The following is a 21,101-nucleotide window of genomic DNA, read 5'->3' on the forward strand; positions in this document are numbered from 1 at the left end:
CGGGTAAATTTTAATAAAAGCCCAAAAATTTCCACCACACTAAACCAACACTTATCATTACTAACATATCAACCACAGAAATGACAAAGCCTACCCCCCACCATCTCTTAAGAGTAACATAATTTGTTCCAAAAATAACAGGAGCAGTTCCAGTAGCATAGTGCGTAAGAGCCATCATAACATTACTTGCGGTTATCATAATAAAAGCGTAAAGTAAAGGAGGTGCACCCAAAGCTAAACCAGCACTATAAAACACAAAAAACATTGCAGAAATATGTGCCGTTGTCGAGGCGAAAAAATAATGCGCATATAAAAATGCAAGAGACAAGAAAATCATCACAGAAATTTCTCCAAGCCCCATAGAAGAAGCCAAGCCTCCAAGTGCTTCAGCTAAAAATTGTGTAACGCCAAGTTTTCCCAGCATAGTCGCCATCATCACAAGGGCAGAAAACCATACCAAAGTATTCCAAGCAGTTTTTTCCCTTAAAACATCATCAAAACTTAACACTCCGCTTACCAAAACCAAAGAAAGTCCTAGCAAAGCCACTGTTGTGGCATTAAGAGAAATTCCAAAGAAAAGCCCCAAAGCTCCAGCCCAAAGAGCAAGTAAAAGTAAGAAAACCCCGAGCATAATCTTTTCAGCTCTTTTCATCGCTCCAAGTTCTGCTAGTCTTTCTTTAGCAAATTTAGAAGCATTTGGCGTTTGCTTAATCTTTGGAGGAGATAAAAAATAAACAACCAAAGGCATTATAAACATCGCACAAATTCCGGGTAAAAACATACCCAAAGCCCACTGAGTCCAAGTAAGACTAATCTCCATATTTGTCGCTTGTGCAACCAAATCAACTACTAAAGGATTTGGTGCTGTGGCAGTGATAAACATCGCCGAGCTTATAGGGTTTGCCTGATAATTTACCAAAGAAAGATAAGTGCCTATTTTACCTTGTGTATTATCCTCAGGGCTTGATTTAAACGAGCGGCTAATCGCTTGAACGATAGGGTTGATAATCGCTCCCGCTCTTGCAGTATTTGAGGGTGTAACGGGTGCTAAAATCGTTTCACTTGCTACGATAGAATAAGCAATCCCAAGTGTCCTTTTCCCAAAAATACTGATAAAATAATAAGCAAGCCTTTCCCCAAGTCCCGTTTTTATCACACCCCTAGCAATGATAATCGAAACAACAATGAGCCAAATTAATGAATTTGAAAAGCCGCTTAATGCGTCCTTAATGCCTGTTTTAGACTTTAAGCTAGAAATCGCCCTATCAACTTTTTTATCAATGTCCTTTTGAGACATATTTTGCAACGCAAGAGTATTTAAGGCAAAAATTTTACTCTCATCAATAAGCTTATCTTTTTGCACTTGTGAAGTTTGCTTCGCATAAAATTTAGCTAAAAGATCAATTTGTATATTCTTATCTTTAATGCTTAAAAGCTCATCAAGCTTTTCTTTAGGCATTTTACTAGCATTAAGCAAAGCGTTTAAAATAGCTTCCTGGGTCGCTTTATCCATAGCTATTTTCTGCGAATTTGAATTATCACTCATCACTATGCCTTGCAAACTTTTAATGTGAGCAGCTCTAATTTGACTTTGTGGCGTGGTAATTCCGCTCAAAGCAACGATAGCAATAGCTATTAAACAAACCGCTCCCAAAGGCATCACTTGCAAAATCACAGCCAAAATCACAGCCGCAAAAAGTCCTAAAAAATGCCACGAATTTGCCTCCAAGCCCACAGGAACTGGCGTAAGGTAAAAAACACCCAGCACAGCTAAACAAAACAAAAGGCTAAGAATTTTGTTTTTACTCATTGTTTCTCCTTATTTTAGATTTGCGAAAGAATTTCAGCCTTGCCTTTAATAATCGCTACGCAATGTTCATAATGTGCAGAATTTAGCCCATCTACACTTCCCGCGTCCCACCTGCCATTATAGTGCTTTGGTGTGCCGTCTTTTTGACATATCATAGGCTCAATGCAAAAAACCATACCATTTTTGATTTTAGGTCCGCTTTTAGCATTTGCACCCTTTTCTAAATAATTTAGAATTTCAGGCTCACAGTGCGGTTTTGTCCCTATGCCGTGTCCGCAGTAACCTTGTAGAGGGACAAAACCACGACTTGCAATAAATTCCCCCAAAAGTGCCGAAAGCTCCTTAAAGCGCATACCCTCATATATAGAATCAATTGCAAAATATAAAGCATCTTTCGCACAAGCAATTAGTTCTTCGTCTTTTTTGCTAATTTTCCCTATGGCTAAAGTCCTTGCCGCATCACCATAATAACCATCTAGCAATGTCCCCACATCAACGCCTAAAATATCACCCTCCTTTAGCACCTTATCATCGGCTATGCCGTGGATGCAAACCGCATTTAAAGAAGTGCAAATGGCACTTGGAAAATCATAAAGGTTCTTAAAAGAAGGCTTTGCACCCGAGCTTAAAATATATTCTTCAGCCATTTCGCTAATCTGTCTTAAAGTCATTCCAGCTTTAATTTCTTTTTCTAAAAAATCCAAAGTTTTAGCGACAATCCTATTCGCCTCTCTTAATTTTTGAATTTCTGTTGCTTTTCTTAATTCTATCATTGCGTATTCCTTAAATTAACTTAAATTAAGCCAAAGTTTTGCAGTTTTTTCTAAAGTCTTAACATCACTTGAAGCGTAAAAACGCAAATTTGCCCTTTTATCCAAAAGTTTCAAACGAGAATTTTCTTTTAAAAATTCCACTATGGCTTCGCCTGAATGTATGAGTCTTGTTTTAGAGCCAAAAAATTCACTCAAAGCCTTGCTAAGTAGAGGAAAATGAGTGCAGGCTAAAATGAGTGCGTCAGGACTTTTTACATCTTTAAAATAATGCAAAAAAGCACTTTTTAAAAATTCTCCCTCAAAAATCCCTTCTTCAACCATAGGCACAAAAAGTCCTGTCGCAAGGGCTTTTACACGCGTAAAGCCTTCTTTTTTTAAGCCTATTTGATACTGCTTTGAATTAATGGTTGCCTTTGTAGCTATGACTAAAATTTCTTTATCTTTATCTTTTAAATTCTTGCAAGTTGCCCTCACTCCAGCCTCTATAACCCCATAAATGGGAAAATCAGCCCTAGTCCTTAAAGCCTCCAAAGCATAAGCACTAGCGGTATTACAAGCGATGATAAGCATATCGATTTTAAATGTTTTAAAAAATTCTAAAGCCTCGAGGCAAAATTTAACAATCGTCTCTTTATCCTTAACCCCATAAGGCACTCTAGCCGTATCGCCATAATAAATGATTTCCTCAAACAAATTTGCCTCATACAAGGACTTTAAAACGCTAAGTCCTCCCACCCCACTATCAAAAACTCCAACTCTCATTTATTTTCTTTAATCATTTTATATAACGCCTAGCACCTATATAACGCGACTTCCAGTAAGTATTATTTAAACTTACAATCTTACTTCCACCTTTGGTTGAAAGATGAACAAATTCATTTCTGCTAAGATAAATTCCCACATGTAAGCCATTAGGTCCCCTGCCAGTTTTGAAAAAAACTAAATCGCCCGCCTTAAGCTTGGCTTTTGAAACCTTTATCCCTGAAGCCATTTGAGTCTTAGTCGTGCGAGGTAGCAAAACGCCAAATTCCCTCATCATCGTTTGAGTAAAGCCCGAGCAGTCCGCTCCCCTCCTACTCGTCCCACCTAAAACATAAGGCGTTTTTTGCCATTTTTGACTAGTAATTCTAAGTTTCTCTTCTGTGGCATTTTGTGAATAGCTTGGCTTGTAAAAATTTAAACTTTGCGGTAAAAAACTACAACCACTCAATAAAAAAATCAGCACAATTCCTAAAACATACTTTTTCATCAAGCCCTCGCAAAAAATTTCAAATAAACAAAGCCCAAAATTCCCGAGCAAAAAGAAGCGACTAAAATAGAAAGATTATCCGCGTAATTGAAAATATCACTCACCTCATAAGCCAAGCCGTCTATAAATAAACTCATCGTAAAGCCAATGCCTGTGAGTATGCAAACGCCGTAAAGTTGCTTAAAATTTGCTCCCTCTGGCAAACGCGCCAAACCACTTTTAATCGCAAGGTAAGAAAAAGCAAAAACGCCCACTTGCTTACCCACAAAAAGTCCTAGAAAAATTCCCACACTTGCACCGGAAAGTATGGATTTTAAGTCGATATTAGCCAAATTCACTCCCGCATTTGCAAAGGCAAATAAAGGCAAAATCACGAAAACAAGCCAAAATTTCAAACTTTCATCAATTTCTTTTAAAAAAGGCTTACCCTCTTTTGTGAAAAGTGGGATAAAAAATGCAACAATCAACCCAGCTAAAGTTGCATGTACACCGCTTTTTAAAACACTCACCCACAAAATCAAAGCACAAATAAAATAAAAAGATTTGCGTGTAATACCCAACAAATTTAAGGTCAATAAAACCAAAATCACACAACTTGCCACAATAAAAGCAACAATAGAAAGCTTAGAGGTGTAAAAAATAGCAATAATTAAAATCGCTCCCACATCGTCAAAAATCGCCAAAGAAAGTAAGAAAATTTTAAGCGAACTTGGGATATGTTTCCCACACATCATCAAAACAGCTAAAGCAAAAGCCGTATCCGTAGCTGTTGGGATAGCCCAGCCCTTAAGCGTATAAGCATCACCGACATTGACTAAGGCGAAAATACTAGCAGGCACAATAATCCCACCCACTGCCGCTGCAAATGGCAAAATAATGCTTCTTGCCTCTTTAAAAGCTCCTTGCATAAATTCTTTTTTAAGCTCTAAACCTATGGCAAAGAAAAAAATGGAAATCAAGCCATCATTAACCCAAAGTAAAAAAGGCTTTTCAAGTCTAAATTCTCCAGCGACAAAGCCCATATTTAAATTAAGCAATTCTCTATAATGATCACTTAAGAAGCTATTTTGCACAAGCAAAGCAAAAATCGTGCAAATAATGAGTAAAACGCCACCAAAAGCCTCATTATAAACAAATTTCTTAAGTCGCTCAAACAAAGTCATTTAACAATCTTTAAATAAATATAACCCACAATAGCACTTAAAAAACTAGCCACTAAAATCGCAAGCTTATCAGTATGCTCGAAAATATCACTATTTTTATACGCCAAAGAATCGATAAATAAACTCATCGTAAAACCAATGCCTGTAAGTATGCAAATGCCATAAAATTGAGAGTAGCGGACATTTTCAGGAAGTTTCGCAAGTTTTAATTTAACCGCTAAGTAAGCAAATAAAAATACGCCCACTTGCTTACCCACAAAAAGTCCTAAAATAATACCAAGACTCACAGGAGAAAATAAGGCTGTAAGGTGCATATCTCTTAAATCAATGCCCGCATTTGCAAAAGCAAATAAAGGCAAGATAAAATAGACCACCCAAGGATTTAAACTCTCTAATACATTATGTAAATATGGTCGTTTGCCCTTAGTATCTAAAGGGATAAATAAAGCGATGATTACTCCAGCCAAAGTCGCATGCACGCCACTTTTAAGCATAGCTATCCAAAGTATCACGCCGACTAAAACATAAAGCGGTAAATGTGTAATGTGAAAATAATTAAGAACAAATAAAGCAAAAATACACATCAAGCAAATTAACATCGCTAAAGTTGAAAGCTGGTCGGTATAAAATAAAGCAATGATAATAATCGCACCCAAATCATCAAAAATCGCCAAAGAAAGCAAGAAAAGCTTAAGACTAGCAGGAATTTTGTTTCCTAAAAGCATTAAAATCCCTACCGCAAAAGCAATATCTGTCGCAGTTGGGATAGCCCAACCCTTCATCGCAAAAGCATCGTGAAAATTAATAGAAGCAAAGATAAGTGCAGGAACTATCATACCTCCAAGTGCCCCAAAAATAGGTAAAGAAACCGCTCTAACATTTTTAAGCTGCCCTCTTAAAACCTCATATTTAAGCTCAAGTCCTATGCAGAGAAAGAAAATGGCAATTAAGCCGTCATTGATCCAAAGGTCTAAGGATTTTGAAATTTGAAAATTATCAAAGCCCACAGTAAAATTCGCGTGGAAAAAATCCGTATAAATCACGCTCAAAGTCGAATTTTTACACAAAAGTGCAAAAAAGGTAAAGAAAATTAATAAAATTCCGGGAAAAGTCTCACTTAAAACTACTTTTTTAATCCTTTGCAATGCCAACTCCTCAAATAAATGCGAAATTATAGCTAAAATTTGATTAAGAAAAGATTGTTTGAAGGAAAAGGCACGAAGTCGTGCCTTAAATTAAGCGTAAATGTCTAGAGTGCTTGTTTTAATCGGTGCAGAATCCGTAGCTACCGCCTGTGAAGTCTGCATAGAACCGCTACTCAACCCATCGATAAGTCTAGCCATCAAAGCTTCATTTGTATCCATAGTTTTTTTCAACAAAGAAGTGTTAATCGCTGTCCTTAAAGAAGCATTACTCATATCTGAAATCATAGTCGCCTCCTTTAGCTTAGTCTAGACATTTACCATATCGACTAAAAATAAAAAAACTAAACACTAAATTTAAATGCTTGTTTGATTTTCTGCCTCAAGTTCTCGTATAAGATTACTCACTTCCATAGCCTGTGCATTTAGAGTCATAATCTGCTTTAAAAGCAAGTCTTTAGTCTGCTCGTCTTTTGCATTTTGCATTTTTGCACTAAGTTTTGCTATCTCGCTTAATAATTCTTGTAATTTTTCATACAAATCAACAAGCTCTTCACTACCACCTCTTTGACTTGAAGATTGTGCTTTTTCCCCTTTTGAAAGAGATTTTTTATCATTATCTTTAGCACTTTTTAGCTCTTGCAAATTTTCTTCATTTGCTTTTTGCGTCTTGTTTTGTGGCGTTTTACGACTTAACTCCTCTTTTAAATTCAAATAAGGCGTATAATTTTTCAAATCAACTTGCATATCCTGCCTCCTTTTAAGCCTAAATCGACTAAAACGCTAAATCCTTAACTTTCCGCCAAAAGCTCTAAAACTAAATTTGCCTGATGTGCCGCACAAATATTTACACGCGGTGCCATAAGTCCATTACCCACCTTTGCACCATTTACCAAATCCCCGCAAACATAAAAATTCTTAGCAATCTTTCTTGTTTGTATGGCATTACTCTGCCCGTAGCCTGCAAGCCCCGAAGCACAGATTAAAATTTGATTTTCAAAATACTTATGAAAATTTTGTGCCAACATCGCCTTAGCCTCCGCCCTATCAAATGCCTCGCAAACGATATTTGTGTCTTTAAAAAGCTCTTTTATATTGTTTTCATCGATTTTAAGCGTGTGAATTTCAACCGCTGTGTAAGGGTTGATATGCGAAATTTGCTCTTTTAAAGCCTCTGTTTTAAATTTCCCTAAATCACTCACATTATAAGCCTGACGATTAAGATTGCTAGGCTCTACGACATCAAAATCGATGAGTTTTAGCCCTCCTATGCCACTTCTTGCTAACATTATGGCTATATGTGAGCCAAGCCCTCCAAGCCCACACACAGCGACTTTAGCTTGTTTGAGTTTATCGTGGAGTTTTGGAGTATGACGCGCCCTCATCATCGCATCTAGCGCATCACGAGGAGGCAGGGTATTTTTTGCTATGCAAAAAAGCTCATCATTTTCGTTTAACTCAAGCTCCTCTTTAGTCGCAAAACCATTGACAATCCACACATCACTTTCATTTTGACTTACACTTTTGAAAAAATCAACGCTTGTTTTAAAAGCACACTCCACCCACGCACCATTAAATTTAATCTTCATCATCCACCTCCTACAAAACTTACAATTTCAGCTCTATCATCTTGCCTTAAAATCAGTGTTTCAAATTCACTTTTAGGCACGATTTTACCATTAAGCTCTAGGGCGATTAAATCCACTCTTAAGCCTTTCTGCCTCATATAATCCATCAATTTCAACTCTTTTAAATCAAGCTTTTCACCATTAATTATCATTTTTCACCTCCAACAAGCATTCAAAAGCCCCCCCCCCTACATCATCACTTAAATAACAGCTTTTAAATTTCACTAAGCTTTCCTTGAATTTCTATGGTTTTTTTAAGAATTTTGCAAATTTTAAGAAAGTGTTCTAATTCTTTCTTAGAGCAAGCATAATCTTTTCTATATTTTAGCCACTGCTTTAAAACCTGATAGCCTCCTATGGTGTAATTCCAAATTTCAGCACCAATAGAACTTATAGCTAAGTCTTCGTTCAGTATGATTTTATTTTCTACAAAACGTTCTTTTTCTTGGTATTTTGCTATTTTAAAATTAGGCTTTTTGCTTTCTTTTAAAAAGATAAAGTTGATTTCATCTTGGGGGATTTCTTGCATTAAGTGTAATTTTATAAGCTCACCTCCTAGCTTTTCAAAACGCTCAAATTCTTTTTGACTGACTTCAAAATTCACTTTTGGAAAGCCGATTTTAAGGTATTCTAAATACTTGCTTCTATATTTTGGATTATATAAATTCGCATAGATAAAGGCTAGAATTTGCTCCTCGTTTTTATCTTTTAAAATTTTATGTTTTGCTTTGCAAGCTTTAAATTCTGGCGTGAAATTAGGAGTTTTTCCCTCAATGTCGTAGAGATAAAGGGGGGTTATGTAAGTTCTAGCACTTAAAAAATTTCCTTCACCAATATAACCAACAATGAAAATATCTTGATGTATGCCATTTTGAAACATTAATCCCAAATTCTCTCCGCTTAAAAGATGCTGCATAGTCTCAAATCGTGGGCGTCCTAAAAATCCTTGCCTACTAGAATAAAGCGTGTATTGTGTATCAAAGGGTCGGTAGGCTATCTTGGTGATATGGGCGGGGTTATCTTTAGCTTCATATTCTGCTAAAGTTTTAGAAATGATAGTTTCATCTAAATTTTTAAGCCTATATTTTTGTAAAATTTCATCTTTTTTTAGTATTTTTAAATCTTCTAAAACCTGCCTCATAGCCCTTTCATTAAGCTGTATGGCTATATTATCTCTTTCAGTTGCTATCCCACTACTAAAATTCATAAACACGGCCTTACCCCCCCCCCCCCCCGTGAGTGCTTTATCCCCCACTAAAGCCCAAAAGTCCTCATATTCTGCATTATCAAAGCTTTTTGGCACAAACCAAAAATAAGGCTCATTAAGGCTTAATTCTTCCCACTTAATGGAATTTAAGCCCCTTTGTGAAATATCATCTAAAAGGGCATATTTTTCCGCTCTTTTGAAAATGCCTTTTTGTGCTGTGGAGGCGTAGAAAATGGTAGCACCCTTGCTTGGCTCATTTTTATACTTGATGAACAAGCTTATGCAAACGCCTATTTTGATGTCAAAGACATTTTCATCATTTTTAGCGTCCTTATCGCTGCCGTGTAAATTTAAGATATAAATTTCATCAAAGCTTTTATATAAGCTCTCTCTCATCTTGCGGTGTATGCGTCCGTCTAAGAAGGAATTATTTGTAATAAAACCCATTAAGCCTAAATTTGCTTCAAAAATGTTCTTTTGCCCCTGCTCTAGTAATTTCCACTGCGCAAAACGCATAAATTTAATATAATCATCATCTAAAGGCTGGATATTTGTCTCATTTAAGTTCTCCTTATAAGTCTTTAAAAGCTCTAAAATTTCCTTGCCTTTGTTTTTACTTTTAGCACTGTAAGGGGGGTTTCCTAAAATCACAAGGAGATTTTTATCGTGCTTGACATCTCTAGCTTTTTGCCACTCTTGGTCTAGATTGACAAGGGGCATAAACATATCAAAGTTGGCATTTTTTTCTAAATCGAGGGTATTATTAAGATAAATTTGAAAATCCGCCTCACTAAAATCCTTAAAACCACTCTTGCGTAAAATCTGCCCTAATTTTAGCCTCGCTACGATATAAGGCACGAAAGAAAGCTCAAAGCCGTAAATGTCCTTTAAAAATTTATTTTTAATCGTTTCGTTTTTAAAAACCTCGCTTTCTTTAGAAATAATCTTTTCAAAAACAGCAGCCAAAAAGCTCCCTGTGCCAGTGGCAAAGTCAAGCACTTTAACACTTTTATCATTAAAGCCCGTTTTGTTAAATTTGCTTTTTAAAAGCTCGTCTAGGCTTGAAACTATCATTTTCACAACACTTTTTGGCGTGTAGAAAACGCCCCCTTCTTTACGCTTTTGCGTGGCTCTTAACTCGTCAAAAGCTTTTAAAAAATCTTCATACAAATATATACTTATGCTTTCTAAATCTTGATTTAAAATGTTACAAAGCTCTACTTTATCTATCAAAGCTAGGGTTTTTTTGATGTTTTCTAAGGTGTATTTAATGTCTTGTGGGAGTGAAAAGGACGGCACGGAAAAATATACAAATTCGCTCAAGGTCCTAAAGGTGCTTGGTAAAAATGAAATAAAATTTTCTATAGGAATTTTTTCCAAATCATAATCATCATTTTCTATATAAGAAACAAAAATTCCATACACTACGGCTTGAGCTAAGATGTCGCAAAATTCTTCATCTTTTAATTCTATCTTTTCTATACTCTTGAAAGTATCTTTTGTCCTTTGAAAAAAGCTATTAAAAGAGGAATTTGAGTCGCTTTCTTGACTGGAAGAACTTTTTAAAGCATTGCTTAGATAAAAACTTTGAGAGCTTAGAACTTTTACTAATTCTTGTTTAGTTTTTATAGTGGTGCTATTATCATCAAAAAAAACTTGAATGAGATTTTTAAATATATTGATATTTTTTTCTATTAAATTTAAATCATCATCTAACAAATTTATATCAATGATGATTTTTTCAAAAGATAAAAGCATAAAACGCTTATAGTTTGTAAAGATAATATTGGGCGAAATTTGAGAATAACGCAAAAGCTGTTCGCTTTTAAATTCTTTGTCTAAATCCACATCTAAATTTTTGCATTCTATAAAGCCTATGAGGTGGTTGTAGCTTAGCTCCTTTTCTTTATCTACAAGTTTATAAACCTTAAAATCAGGTCTTATAGAGCCTTGTCCCTTTTCACTTTTTGGCTCGTGAATGATTTTAATTTCTTTGGGTTTTAGAGCATTTAGCAAATTTTCAAACGGAGTGCGAAAGGAATGCTCATTATAATTTTTAGCTTGAAAAATTTTTTGAATTTTATTGATATATTTTTTAAACTCTTCCATATCAATCCCTTAAAAATTCTCCACCAAATCTTTAAAGACTAAACAAAGCTTTTCAAAATCCTCCACACTCACCCTTTCATTAACCGCGTGAATCGTGTCATTTCTCACGCCAAATTCTGCTACTTTTACGCCAAATTCCGCAAAAAATCTCGCATCGCTCGTGCCGCCTTTAGTGTTTAGTTCAGGCACAACGCCGCTTATTTTTTGCACGCTTTGATTAAGCTTTTGGACAATTTTGCTATTTGCGTCCGTTAAAAAAGGCTTAGAGCTTTGTGTAAGAAAAAGCTCGTAGTTAAGTCCGTGGCAAAGCTTTTCTATATAATTTCGCACATCTTCAACGCTTGTATCGCTTGAATTTCTAACATTAAACATTAAGTTTAGATGAGAGGGGGTTACATTACTCACGCCAAGCCCTGCCCTTATGTCGGTTAGGACGATTTTAGAGGGTGCAAATTCCGCACTTCCGGGGTCTAGGTCAAATCCTGCTAAAAATTTCAGCACAGGTGCAAAGTCGTGGATAGGATTAATCGCTTTTTCAGGATAAGCGGCGTGCCCTTGCTTGCCTCTTATAATCAGCTTACCATTAATAGAACCGCGTCTGCCTATTTTAATGCTATCGCCAAAAGTCCTCGCACAAGTAGGCTCTGCAACTACGGCGTAATTGGGGAGCATATTTTTCTCCTCCATAAATTTTAAAAGCTCCAAAGTGCCGTATTTTGCCTCGCCCTCTTCATCGCTTGTAAGAAGCAAAGAAAGGCGTGAGCCTTTAAAATCAGCATTTTTAACCGCACTTACAAAGGCAGCAACTCCGCTTTTCATATCTTGCGTCCCTCTTGCGTAAATAAAACCCTCTTTTTCCACAGGCACAAAAGGCTCACTTTCCCAGCCCTCCCCCGCAGGCACAACATCAATATGCCCTCCAAAGGCTAAATGCTCGCCATTATCGTTAAATTTCTTCGTTAAAAGTAGGTTTTTAACCCCCTCCTTTTCGATGAAAAAAGTTTCGAAATCCTCAAGCTCTAAGGCTATGAAATTAAGCGCTCCGTCATCATTTGGAGTGATGGATTTAAATTTCAAAAGTTCGATTAAAAATTCCTTAGCATTCATTTTCTATCCCCAAAAAGTTTTATAAAGTAAATTTAGAGCAAAATATTCTATAATTAAAGCTGAAAATACATTGATATAGTATATCACTTTCGCCTTAAATAAATGGCTAAATTTCCCTACAAAAAATGGCAAAGCCAAAATCCAAATAAAAATGAAACTCACAAGCCCTAGCGTTAAGGCTATGGGGTGTTGATTACTCACACTAAGAGAAGCAAAAGAAAGCCAAAATCCTATGACATAGGGATTTAAAAGATTTAAAAACAAGCCTTTTAAAAAGCTTTTTGTATAGGATTTATCCATTTTAGCTTTTTGAATTTCTAAATTTTCTGGCTTTTTTCTAAGTGTCAAAAAAGCAATGTAGGTAAAAAAACAAAAGCCAAAAATCGCTAAAATCTTTAAAAACCAAGTTTGATTTAAAAAATGCAAAATTCCAAAACTAAGCATTAAAAGATAAAAAACATCTGCCACTAAAGCCCCAAGCCCTAGAAAAAAGGCTTTTTTAAAGGAGCTTAAGGCATAAGAAAGTATGAGTAAATTCACAGGTCCAAAAGGCACAGTTACGCCAATGCCTAGCAAAACGCCGTCCATTAAACTCCTAAACACTTAAAAACTCCTCCACATCTAAAATTATCTTATCCACAGCACTTAAAATATCCTCTTTATAAAGCTTAGTAAAACAAGCATCTAAATTTTCATCACTCTCAAGTAAATTTAAAATACTTTTTTCGCACATCTTTGCGTAATGCCCCACAGGTAAAACCGCTCCACTCGTGCCTATGGCTATAAATAAGTGCGTTTGCTCTAAAAGCTCGTAAAGCCTTTGATACTCGGGAGCTTGTTCTTCAAACATCACGATATTATGCCTTAAATTTGCACTTTGACAAGAGGGGCAAGTTTTATTTTGTATGCTTTCATAACCTATGTTAAAAATTTTTCCACACTTTAAACAACGAAGCTCTGGCAAAAAGCCGTGCAAGTGTATGACACCCTCGCAATTTGCGCGCTCAAACAAGTCATCGACATTTTGCGTTAGCATAAAAACATTTTGAGGGAATTTAGCCTTGAGTTTTGCTAGGGTAAAATGTGCGTGATTGGGCTTTACTTTAGCAAGCTGTGCGCGTCTTAAATCATAAAAATCTAAAACTTTTTTAGGATTTTTTCTAAAACCTGAAGCAGAGCAAACCTCCATCACATCATACTCTTCCCAAAGTCCGTCATTATCCCTAAAAGTCTTTAAGCCACTTGGTGCGCTAAGTCCTGCACCGCTTAAAATCATTACATTTTTCATCGCAAAAATTCCATTAAAAGAAAAATTTATTTAAAGCGTATTATAATAAATTATGAAAAAAATTAATAAATGCCTCATCTTAATCCTAACACCGCTTTTTTTAAAAGCCTCAAATTTAAATGAGCTTATAGAACTTAGTCTGCGTAATGAAAGCTACCTCATTAAAGAATTGCAAACTATGCAAAATGCGGCACAAAAAGATGCGGCTTTTAGGGCGTATTTGCCAAATTTAAGCCTTAGTTCTGGCTACATAGCAAATAACAAAGACCGCGCACTTACAGAACCAAATGAAAGCCTTTTTTCAAGACTTAGCTTAAATTTCTTACTTTATGACGGAGGCAAAAGAGAGGCACATATTAAAAGCTTAAAATTACAAGAAATTCTAGCCGCTCTTGACGCAAAAGAGCAAAAAAATCTCCTCGCTTTAAATGCGGCTACGCTTTATTTTAACTATCTTAGCCTTGAGGAATTAATCAAAGCTAGTGAGCAAAAAAAAGCTTTTTTAGAGCAGAATTTAAAAAGACTTGAGAACTTTTATAGTGCTGGACTTAGTGCTAAAGATGAATTAGAAAGCATTAGGGCGAAGTTTCACTTGGCTTCTTTAGAACTTTCTCAAAAAAATTTAAAACTAGAAAATGTCAAAAAAGAACTTCTTATCCTTACCACAAAAACTTTCACTCCGCAAGGCAAAGCAAAACTAAAAGACCCACAAAAAACGCAAAGTCAAAATGTTAAAGTTTTAAAGGCAAAAGAACAAATTTATTTGGCTAATGAGGGAGTAAAGGCTGCTAGGGCGGAGTTTTTTCCTAAATTTTTCGTGCAAAATCATTTGAGTTTTTATGATAATCATCACAATCCCAAAATCCCCGCCCCTTATCAAAACTTAGCTTCAGCGATGTTTAGCGAAAGTGGAAGTGTCAATCAAGTCATACTTGGCTTAGAATGGAAAATTTTTGACTTTGGTGCGAGAAATAAAGAACTTGAAAATAAGCGTTTAGCTTTGCAAATTCAAAGAGCAAATTATGAGTTACTTAAAAGACAAAATGAAGAAGAGTTAAGCTATTTAGAAAAAAATTTAACTTTCATCAAAGAGAAAATTAAGGCTCTAAAATACAGCCTAAACGCTGCAAATTTAGCATATGAGAGCGTAAGTCAAAAATATAGTGCCGGGCTTTGCTCTTATGTAGAATATTTACAAGCCTTAGAGCTTAAATTTAAGGCGATGAGTGATTTAGAACTTGCTAAAAATGAGTTTGAAATCACTAAGGCAAACTATTATTTTACCGCCGGACTTGATTTAAGTAAGGAAATACAATGAAACAAATTTGGCTTCTTTTTTTACTTAGCCTTTCTTTTGTGAGGGCGGAGGAGCTTTATGCAAGTTTTAATGTCGAGGCTAAAATGCAAAGTCAATTAGTCCTTGAAAGTATAGGTGTGGTGGAGCAAATTTTTGTTGAGGTTTCGCAAAATGTTAAAAAGGGCGATTTAATCCTAAATCTTGATAGCAAAAGTGAAAAAATAGCCCTCCAAAATGCTAAAAACGACCGCGCTCTAGCCCTAGTGGAATTTCAAAATGCACAAAGCAAAATGCAAAAATTTAAAGCCGTGCGTGAGGTGATTGACAAACAGAGCTTTGAGGATATACAAAGTGCTTTTAATGCTTCAAAATTAAGGCTTGAAAAGGCGAAGTTAAACATTGCTTATTATGAAAATGTCCTCGAGAAAAAAAGGTTGGTCGCCCCTTATGATGGGGTGATTGCAAATAAATTTATACAAGTTGGCGAGGGCGTGGGAGGCGTGGGGCGTGTTTTGGTTGAAATTTTTTCTTATCCTGATGTAAAGCTTATTTTAAGCTTTGATGAAAAATTTAAGGATAAGGTCAAGCTTGGACAAAAATTCCTCTATAAAATTGACGGGGAACAAAAGCAAAGAGAAGGTAAAATAGCCCTTATCTACCCCAGCATAGAACCTAAAACAAGAAAAATTTATGCCGAAGTTTATGCCAAGGATTTAAAGCCCGGACTCTTTGGAGAGGGTCAAATCATCATAGAGGATTAAATGTATAAATTAGCCATTAACCGACCCATAAGCGTTTTAATGCTCTTTTTAGCCTTAGTGATTTTTGGCTTACTTTCTGCTTTTAATATGAATGTCAATTTATTCCCAAATGTTAATATCCCCCTTGTGAAAATCACCACAAAAATAAGCGGAGATTTAAATTTCGTAGAGTCTAAAATCACAAAAGAAATCGAAAACGCCATCAGTGAGATAGATGGGGTAAAGACGATTAACTCGGTAGCTTATGATAATTTTAGCGTTACTATGGTCGAGTTTAAACTAAGCAAGGATTTAGAAGTCGCCGCAAATGATGTAAGGGATAAAATCGGCACACTCGCCCTTAGCGTAAAGCCTGAGATAGAAAAGGTATCTTCTGACTCTGGCACTTCTATTTCGCTTTTTTTAAAAAGTAAAGATGAGCTTTATTTAATGCAGAGCATTAAGGATAAAATCAAACCCTTTTTACAAAGAATAGATGGGGTCGGCAAAATCAACCAAGTAGGCTACAAAGAGCCTCAAATTCGCATAGAGCTAAACCCAAACGAGCTAAGAAAATATCGCTTAAATGCCTTAGAAGTAGCCACTCTCATACAAAATCAAAATTTTAAACAAGCACTAGGACAGCTTGAAAACGACAAGCAAAATTACATTTTAAAAGGCTATTTTGAAGCAAATTCTTTAGAAGAGCTTAAGGAGCTAAGAATAATGCCAGGCGTTTTCTTAAAGGACATAGCGACGCTTTCTTATCTTTACGAAGATGCTAAACAAGTGGCTTTTTATGAGGGTAATGGAGTGCTTTTAGAGCTAGGAAAGATAGCAAATTTTAATACCTTAGAAATGATTGCTAATGTTAAAAAAGCCCTGCCTATCTTGCAAAATAATTTTGAAAATATCAAATTTAGCATTGTTTATGATAAGAGCTTAAATATCCACAAACATCTTTCCAGTGTAGTTTTTGATATGATTTTGGGCGTATTTTTGACCATAATCATCGTTTTTTTATTTTTACGCAATTTAAGTGCGACTTTAATCGCTTGTATAGCTATCCCAAGTTCGATTATTTCAACCTTTTTTATCATTGATTTGTTAGGCTATGATTTAAACCGCCTTACCTTTATCGCTCTTACTTTAAGTATAGGAATTTTCATCGATGATGCCATAGTTGTGATAGAAAATATCGCTAAAAAATTAAAAGAATATCCCGCCTTAGAGGCGGCTTATCTTGGCATTAGTGAAATAGGCTTTTCAGTGCTTAGCATTAGCGTTGTTTTGCTGTGCGTTTTTGTGCCTATTTCTTATATGGATACGATTCCGGGCTTGTTTTTTAATACACTTGGCATTAGCGTAGCTTCTGGGATTGTGGTGAGTTTTTTTGTTTCTATTTTGCTTATTCCGTCTTTAAGTGCTAGATTTTTAAATCCTAAGCAAAGTGCTTTTTACCAAAAAAGTGAAGCGTTTTTCACAAAAATGGAACTTTTTTATGAAAATTTACTTTACAAAATTTTAAAAAATAAAGGCAAATTCATACTCATAAGCCTTGCATTTATTGTGTTTAGCTTTGCTTTAGCCTTGAAAATAGGACTTGACTTTTTACCTATGGAAGATGATAGCGAAATTCAAATTTTAGCTCAAAGTAAAGAGGATTTGAGCCTAGAAGCGATGAAAGAAAAAAGCCTTCAACTTCTAAGCGAAATTCAAAATGATGAAAATGTCGCTTACGCCTTTTTGCTTGTGGGCTATGAGGACGCAAAGGACGCCACTAAGGCTAAAATTTATGTCAAATTAAAGCCGCTTGGAGAAAGAGAGCTTAGACAAAACGAAATTGTCAGTCTTTACCGCAATAAATTTAAAGATGAAAGTTTGAATATCAAAATTTTAGAATTGCCGAAAATCGACGGTGCTGGGATTGATGATCCTGTGCAGTTTTTAATTTTAGGAGAAGATTTAAAAAGCCTTGAAATGGCGACCTTAAGAGCAAAAGAAGTGCTACAAAAAGAAAAAAGAATTGTGGATATTAACGACAATGCCAACCTTAAAAAAGCCGAAGTGAGCCTTAGAATCAACAAAGAAAAAGCCAAGCTTTTAGATGTCGATCCTAAATATATAGCGGGGGTTTTGGGCTATTCTTTTGGGGAACTTGTAGTAGGAAGTATGGATAGGGGAAATTTCAAAGATGATATTGTTTTAAGCTTTAATGAGGCTTTTAAAAAAGATATTAAAGCTCTAGAAAAAATCAGCATTAAAAATAATCAAGGCGTAAATTTGGAGCTTTTGAGCGTGGTAGATTTCGTTTATAATGAAGATTTAAAAAACATTTATCATTATAATAAAAATCGCAGTGTTAAAATCACTGCCGGAACTAATGATATTTCTTTAGGTGCGGTTAAGAACCTACTTTTGGAGCATATGGACGAAATTTTAGGGCAGGATAGGAGTTTAAATTACGCTTTTTCGGGTTTTATTAATCTACTAGGTGAGACCATTGAGGGCTTTGCTTTTGCGATTTTTTTGGGAATGATACTAATTTATCTTGTTTTAGCCGCACTTTATGAAAGTCTTATTTTACCGCTTATCATTATGATAACTATGCCTCTAGCCTTTGGTGGGGCTTGTGTGGGGCTGTTTATCACAGGGCATAATTTTTCTTTATTTGTGCTCATTGCTATTATTTTGCTTTTTGGTATGGTGGGGAAAAATGCCATTTTACTTGTCGATGTGGCAAATAAACAAACTCATCAAGGTTTAAGTGTCGATGAAGCCTTGATAAATGCTGGCAAAATGAGACTTCGTGCCATTTTAATGACAAGTTTTGCAATGATTTTTGCGATGTTACCACTCGCACTTTCAAGGGGCAGTGGTTACGAAGCAAACGCACCTATGGCAATAACCATTATTTTCGGGCTTGTTAGCTCCACGCTTTTAACCCTGCTTGTTGTGCCAGCCTTGTTTGAGTTTTGCTATAAACTTGATGTGAAATTAAGAAAAATTTATGAAAGAAAGAAATTATAAGGGGTGATTTTAGCTCAAAAGCCAAAATCATCTAAAACTTACTCCACAACAACAGAATCTTTTAAGTCCTCGAAAGTTTTATCCCCTATACCCTTAACCTTTTTAAGCTCTTCTATGCTTGTGAAATTTTGCTCTTTTCTATAATCTAAAATCGCCCTCGCCTTGGTCTCTCCTATGCCTTTTAAGCCTTTTAATTCTTCAAGCGTAGCAGTATTTAAATTCACAGCCGCAAACAAAAAACTCGCTAAAGCAAACATTAAGAAAAATATTTTTTTCATCTTTTCTCCTTTTAATAAAATTTCTTAATCTTACTTAAAAAATTTTAATTAAGAGTTAATTATTCCTTAAGCCTAATTCTCTTTAAGTGGCTTGATATGCTCGAAAAATACAAGCTTTGCACTATGCTCTTTTAAATTCTTAAAATTCTCACATTCAAGGCAAAGCATAGAGGAGGTAGGGAAAGAATGTAAGCAAAGAGAGCTTAAAAGCTCACAAAGCTTTAAAAGAGCGGGGTTATGTCCTATTAAAAGAACACTTTCTATATCCTCATCTAAATGCTTTAAAAAAGCAAAAAGTCCCATTTCATCTGCCTCATAAAACGCATCAATTAAGCAAATGTCTTTTTTGTCGTAGCCATAATACTTAGCCATTATTTGTGCTGTTTTTTTCGTCCTAATCGCAGAGGAAGCGTAAATTTTATCCCATTTAATCTCGTATTTTTGTAAGCTTTCAAAAAGGGCTTTTAATTCATTTTTACCTCTTTTTGAAAGCTTTCTGCTAAAATCATCTGTTTTAATTTCTTTTTGCGCTTTTGCGTGTCTTAAAATATAAATTTTTTTCATCTTTTTCTCCTTAAAAATGCCAAAATATAACCACTCATAAAACCGAAAATATGCCCATACCAAGCCACATTAATCCCCATAAACAAAGGCAAAAAACTCATCAATAAAATAGCCACAACAAGCCCTTTTGTGCTATTTTTATCCAAAAAGGCATAAAAGCCCATTAAAACACAAATTGCCCCACTCGCACCCACTAAAAAAATTTTTTGCCCCAAAAACTCAAAAGCAAAAAGCAAATAAAAAGCACTCAAAAGCGAGGTTATAAGCCCCCCAACAAAATAAAGCAAGGCAAAGCTCACGCTTCCCATATGGCTTTCTAAAATCCTACCAAAGCCAAAAAGCACTATCATATTAAGTGCTAGATGAGTGAAATTCCCATGCAAAAACATAGAGCTTAAAAGCTGCCAGAAAAAATTTTCCTCAAAAAATAAAAGATTAAGAGAGAAATATAAATCAAAAAAATTCGTATCAAAAAGCCAAGTTTGCAAAACAAAAACGAGGATATTTATAATAATCAAAGTCCAAGTTACCACCCCATTTACTCCTTAACATTATTATTTTCTCAAATTTCACATAAAATTCACTCAAAGGCACTATAATTTTCTCAAATTTTAAGGAAAATAAATGAAAATTATAATTCTTATTTTAACACTTTTTTTGAATTTAAAAGCTGACATTATACTTTCTCCCCAAAATTTACCAAACGCCATAAAAGAATTTTTACAAAAAAATTTCCAAGCCCAAATTAGCTTAGCACAAAGAGATGATAATGCTTATGAGATAGCATTAAATGACGGCACGGAGCTTGAATTTGATGTAAGTGGCGAGTGGAAAGAAATTGAAGCAAGAGGCACAGCGATAAGTTACGAAGTGTTACCACCCCACATTGCTAGCATTTTAAAAAATGAATTTAAAGAAAGTGCAATTAAAGAAATTGAACGCAAAATTACTTATTATAAAATCAAATTTTACAATAATTTTGAAATCATCATAGACTTTAACGGCACGATTTTAAGACGGGAATATGATGATTAAAACATTTTTAAAGACTTTATCCAGTCCTCACCTTTCTCACTTAACTTTTTGCCTCTAAAAGCTACTTTACCAAAGGCTATGATTAAAGCGTGATAGATTTGATACAGCTCGTAAAGTTCGCATTTTCTTCCTAAAAGCCGACATAAATTTTGCCTCTCCTGCTCGATGTCCTTTTGAAAAAATTCTCTTAAATCCTCATAATTTTCCAACTCATAGCCCAAATGTAAAGCCAAGCGGTAAGTATAATTATCCACCACTAAAATTTCTCTCTTACAAAGATAATTTAATATCCCATCTGCACTTTCATACCCAAGCCCCTTGATATTTAAAAGCCACTCTCTATTTACATTTTCTTTAAAGCTTTTTATATCATCAAATTCCTGTAAAATAGCCTCCACTAAGCCCTTTAATCTCTTAGCCTTAGTATTGTAAAAACCACTTGGCTTTATAAGCTCTGCTAAGGCTTTGTTATCCAAATTTGCCACTTGATTTAAGGTTGAAATTTGGGCTTTTTTGCAGTTTTCTAAAGCTTTTAAAACATTATTCCAATTTGTATTTTGTGTCAAAATGACAGAAATTAAAAGCTCAAATTCACTCAAGTCCCTCCCCTCTAGCCAGTCAAAATCTTGCCATTTCAAATCAAAACTTAAAAGTTTTTTAAAAATTTCTGCCGAATTCATC

At 35.2% G+C, this 21,101-nt stretch carries 22 protein-coding genes; 4 read left to right on the forward strand and 18 right to left on the reverse strand.

Annotation, left to right across the window (positions count from 1 at the left end; genetic code table 11):
- Nucleotides 1-10 precede the first annotated feature (10 nt).
- The 14 genes from CVULP_RS05385 to CVULP_RS05450 all read right to left on the reverse strand — a co-directional run bounded on the left by CVULP_RS05385 (nt 11) and on the right by CVULP_RS05450 (nt 13,476).
- The gene (locus tag CVULP_RS05385) at nt 11-1,810 is read right to left on the reverse strand and encodes a DASS family sodium-coupled anion symporter (RefSeq protein WP_099507497.1); all 1,800 of its coding nucleotides are present in this window, start codon (nt 1,808-1,810) and stop codon (nt 11-13) included.
- A 14-nt stretch (nt 1,811-1,824) separates the two neighbouring features.
- Complete coding sequence (gene map, locus CVULP_RS05390) at nt 1,825-2,583, reverse strand: type I methionyl aminopeptidase (protein WP_099507496.1); 759 nt, start codon at nt 2,581-2,583, stop codon at nt 1,825-1,827.
- Nucleotides 2,584-2,598: 15 nt separating this feature from the next.
- Nucleotides 2,599-3,345 (reverse strand): glutamate racemase, encoded by a 747-nt coding sequence (gene murI / locus CVULP_RS05395; RefSeq protein ID WP_099461327.1) that lies wholly within the window; start codon nt 3,343-3,345, stop codon nt 2,599-2,601.
- A gap of 13 nt (nt 3,346-3,358) precedes the next feature.
- Nucleotides 3,359-3,832, reverse strand: a complete 474-nt coding sequence (locus CVULP_RS05400) for an NlpC/P60 family protein (protein ID WP_099461328.1) — start codon at nt 3,830-3,832, stop codon at nt 3,359-3,361.
- Nucleotides 3,832-4,995 (reverse strand): Na+/H+ antiporter NhaA, encoded by a 1,164-nt coding sequence (nhaA, locus tag CVULP_RS05405; protein WP_099461329.1) that lies wholly within the window; start codon nt 4,993-4,995, stop codon nt 3,832-3,834. The genes CVULP_RS05400 and nhaA (CVULP_RS05405) overlap by 1 nt, the downstream gene beginning before the upstream one ends.
- The gene (gene nhaA, locus CVULP_RS05410) at nt 4,992-6,140 is read right to left on the reverse strand and encodes a Na+/H+ antiporter NhaA (RefSeq protein WP_099461330.1); all 1,149 of its coding nucleotides are present in this window, start codon (nt 6,138-6,140) and stop codon (nt 4,992-4,994) included. Before nhaA (CVULP_RS05410) ends, nhaA (CVULP_RS05405) begins: the two co-directional genes overlap by 4 nt.
- 90 nt (nt 6,141-6,230) lie before the next feature.
- Nucleotides 6,231-6,425 (reverse strand): putative motility protein, encoded by a 195-nt coding sequence (locus CVULP_RS05415; RefSeq protein ID WP_099461331.1) that lies wholly within the window; start codon nt 6,423-6,425, stop codon nt 6,231-6,233.
- A 69-nt stretch (nt 6,426-6,494) separates the two neighbouring features.
- The gene (locus tag CVULP_RS05420) at nt 6,495-6,884 is read right to left on the reverse strand and encodes a hypothetical protein (RefSeq protein ID WP_099461332.1); all 390 of its coding nucleotides are present in this window, start codon (nt 6,882-6,884) and stop codon (nt 6,495-6,497) included.
- A 44-nt stretch (nt 6,885-6,928) separates the two neighbouring features.
- The gene (gene thiF / locus CVULP_RS05425; RefSeq protein ID WP_099507495.1) at nt 6,929-7,729 is read right to left on the reverse strand and encodes a thiamine biosynthesis protein ThiF; all 801 of its coding nucleotides are present in this window, start codon (nt 7,727-7,729) and stop codon (nt 6,929-6,931) included.
- Nucleotides 7,726-7,917 (reverse strand): sulfur carrier protein ThiS, encoded by a 192-nt coding sequence (gene thiS, locus CVULP_RS05430; RefSeq protein ID WP_099461334.1) that lies wholly within the window; start codon nt 7,915-7,917, stop codon nt 7,726-7,728. Before thiS ends, thiF begins: the two co-directional genes overlap by 4 nt.
- Before the next feature lie 62 nt (nt 7,918-7,979).
- Nucleotides 7,980-11,081 (reverse strand): type ISP restriction/modification enzyme, encoded by a 3,102-nt coding sequence (locus CVULP_RS05435; RefSeq protein WP_213276732.1) that lies wholly within the window; start codon nt 11,079-11,081, stop codon nt 7,980-7,982.
- Nucleotides 11,082-11,090: 9 nt separating this feature from the next.
- A complete protein-coding gene (gene dapE, locus CVULP_RS05440; RefSeq protein ID WP_099507837.1) occupies nt 11,091-12,188 on the reverse strand; it encodes a succinyl-diaminopimelate desuccinylase in 1,098 nt (365 codons plus the stop codon).
- 3 nt (nt 12,189-12,191) lie between these two features.
- On the reverse strand, nt 12,192-12,791 hold the full coding sequence (locus tag CVULP_RS05445; RefSeq protein WP_180753085.1) for a LysE family transporter: 600 nt from the start codon (nt 12,789-12,791) through the stop codon (nt 12,192-12,194).
- Nucleotides 12,784-13,476: an SIR2 family NAD-dependent protein deacylase gene (locus CVULP_RS05450; protein ID WP_099507833.1), complete on the reverse strand. Its 693-nt coding sequence runs from the start codon at nt 13,474-13,476 to the stop codon at nt 12,784-12,786. Before CVULP_RS05450 ends, CVULP_RS05445 begins: the two co-directional genes overlap by 8 nt.
- A 52-nt stretch (nt 13,477-13,528) precedes the next feature.
- Between CVULP_RS05450 and CVULP_RS05455 the strand changes: the two genes are divergently transcribed.
- From CVULP_RS05455 to CVULP_RS05465, 3 genes are read left to right on the forward strand one after another with little or no spacing between them, the layout of a single operon-like run.
- Nucleotides 13,529-14,794 (forward strand): TolC family protein, encoded by a 1,266-nt coding sequence (locus CVULP_RS05455; RefSeq protein ID WP_099461748.1) that lies wholly within the window; start codon nt 13,529-13,531, stop codon nt 14,792-14,794.
- Complete coding sequence (locus CVULP_RS05460) at nt 14,791-15,534, forward strand: efflux RND transporter periplasmic adaptor subunit (protein WP_099507831.1); 744 nt, start codon at nt 14,791-14,793, stop codon at nt 15,532-15,534. The genes CVULP_RS05455 and CVULP_RS05460 overlap by 4 nt, the downstream gene beginning before the upstream one ends.
- The gene (locus CVULP_RS05465) at nt 15,535-18,543 is read left to right on the forward strand and encodes an efflux RND transporter permease subunit (RefSeq protein ID WP_099507829.1); all 3,009 of its coding nucleotides are present in this window, start codon (nt 15,535-15,537) and stop codon (nt 18,541-18,543) included.
- 38 nt (nt 18,544-18,581) lie between these two features.
- Here CVULP_RS05465 and CVULP_RS05470 read toward each other — a convergent pair whose 3' ends face one another.
- The 3 genes from CVULP_RS05470 to CVULP_RS05480 form a co-directional block, all read right to left on the reverse strand.
- Nucleotides 18,582-18,821, reverse strand: coding sequence for a ComEA family DNA-binding protein (locus CVULP_RS05470; protein WP_099507826.1), 240 nt, complete (start codon nt 18,819-18,821; stop codon nt 18,582-18,584).
- A gap of 72 nt (nt 18,822-18,893) precedes the next feature.
- On the reverse strand, nt 18,894-19,385 hold the full coding sequence (locus CVULP_RS05475; protein ID WP_099507823.1) for a SixA phosphatase family protein: 492 nt from the start codon (nt 19,383-19,385) through the stop codon (nt 18,894-18,896).
- A complete protein-coding gene (locus CVULP_RS05480; RefSeq protein WP_099461737.1) occupies nt 19,382-19,918 on the reverse strand; it encodes a rhomboid family intramembrane serine protease in 537 nt (178 codons plus the stop codon). The genes CVULP_RS05475 and CVULP_RS05480 overlap by 4 nt, the downstream gene beginning before the upstream one ends.
- A 91-nt stretch (nt 19,919-20,009) precedes the next feature.
- Between CVULP_RS05480 and CVULP_RS05485 the strand changes: the two genes are divergently transcribed.
- A complete protein-coding gene (locus CVULP_RS05485; protein WP_099461735.1) occupies nt 20,010-20,420 on the forward strand; it encodes a PepSY-like domain-containing protein in 411 nt (136 codons plus the stop codon).
- On the opposite strand, the gene CVULP_RS05490 is transcribed toward CVULP_RS05485, so the two are convergent.
- Nucleotides 20,417-21,100 carry a 3-methyladenine DNA glycosylase gene (locus CVULP_RS05490; protein ID WP_099507822.1) on the reverse strand — a complete coding sequence of 228 codons (684 nt, stop codon included), beginning with the start codon at nt 21,098-21,100 and terminating at the stop codon, nt 20,417-20,419. The genes CVULP_RS05485 and CVULP_RS05490 overlap by 4 nt on opposite strands.
- Nucleotide 21,101 lies beyond the last annotated feature (1 nt).

The sequence above is a fragment of the Campylobacter vulpis genome (assembly GCF_014217995.1).
Taxonomy (GTDB): Bacteria; Campylobacterota; Campylobacteria; order Campylobacterales; family Campylobacteraceae; genus Campylobacter_D; species Campylobacter_D vulpis.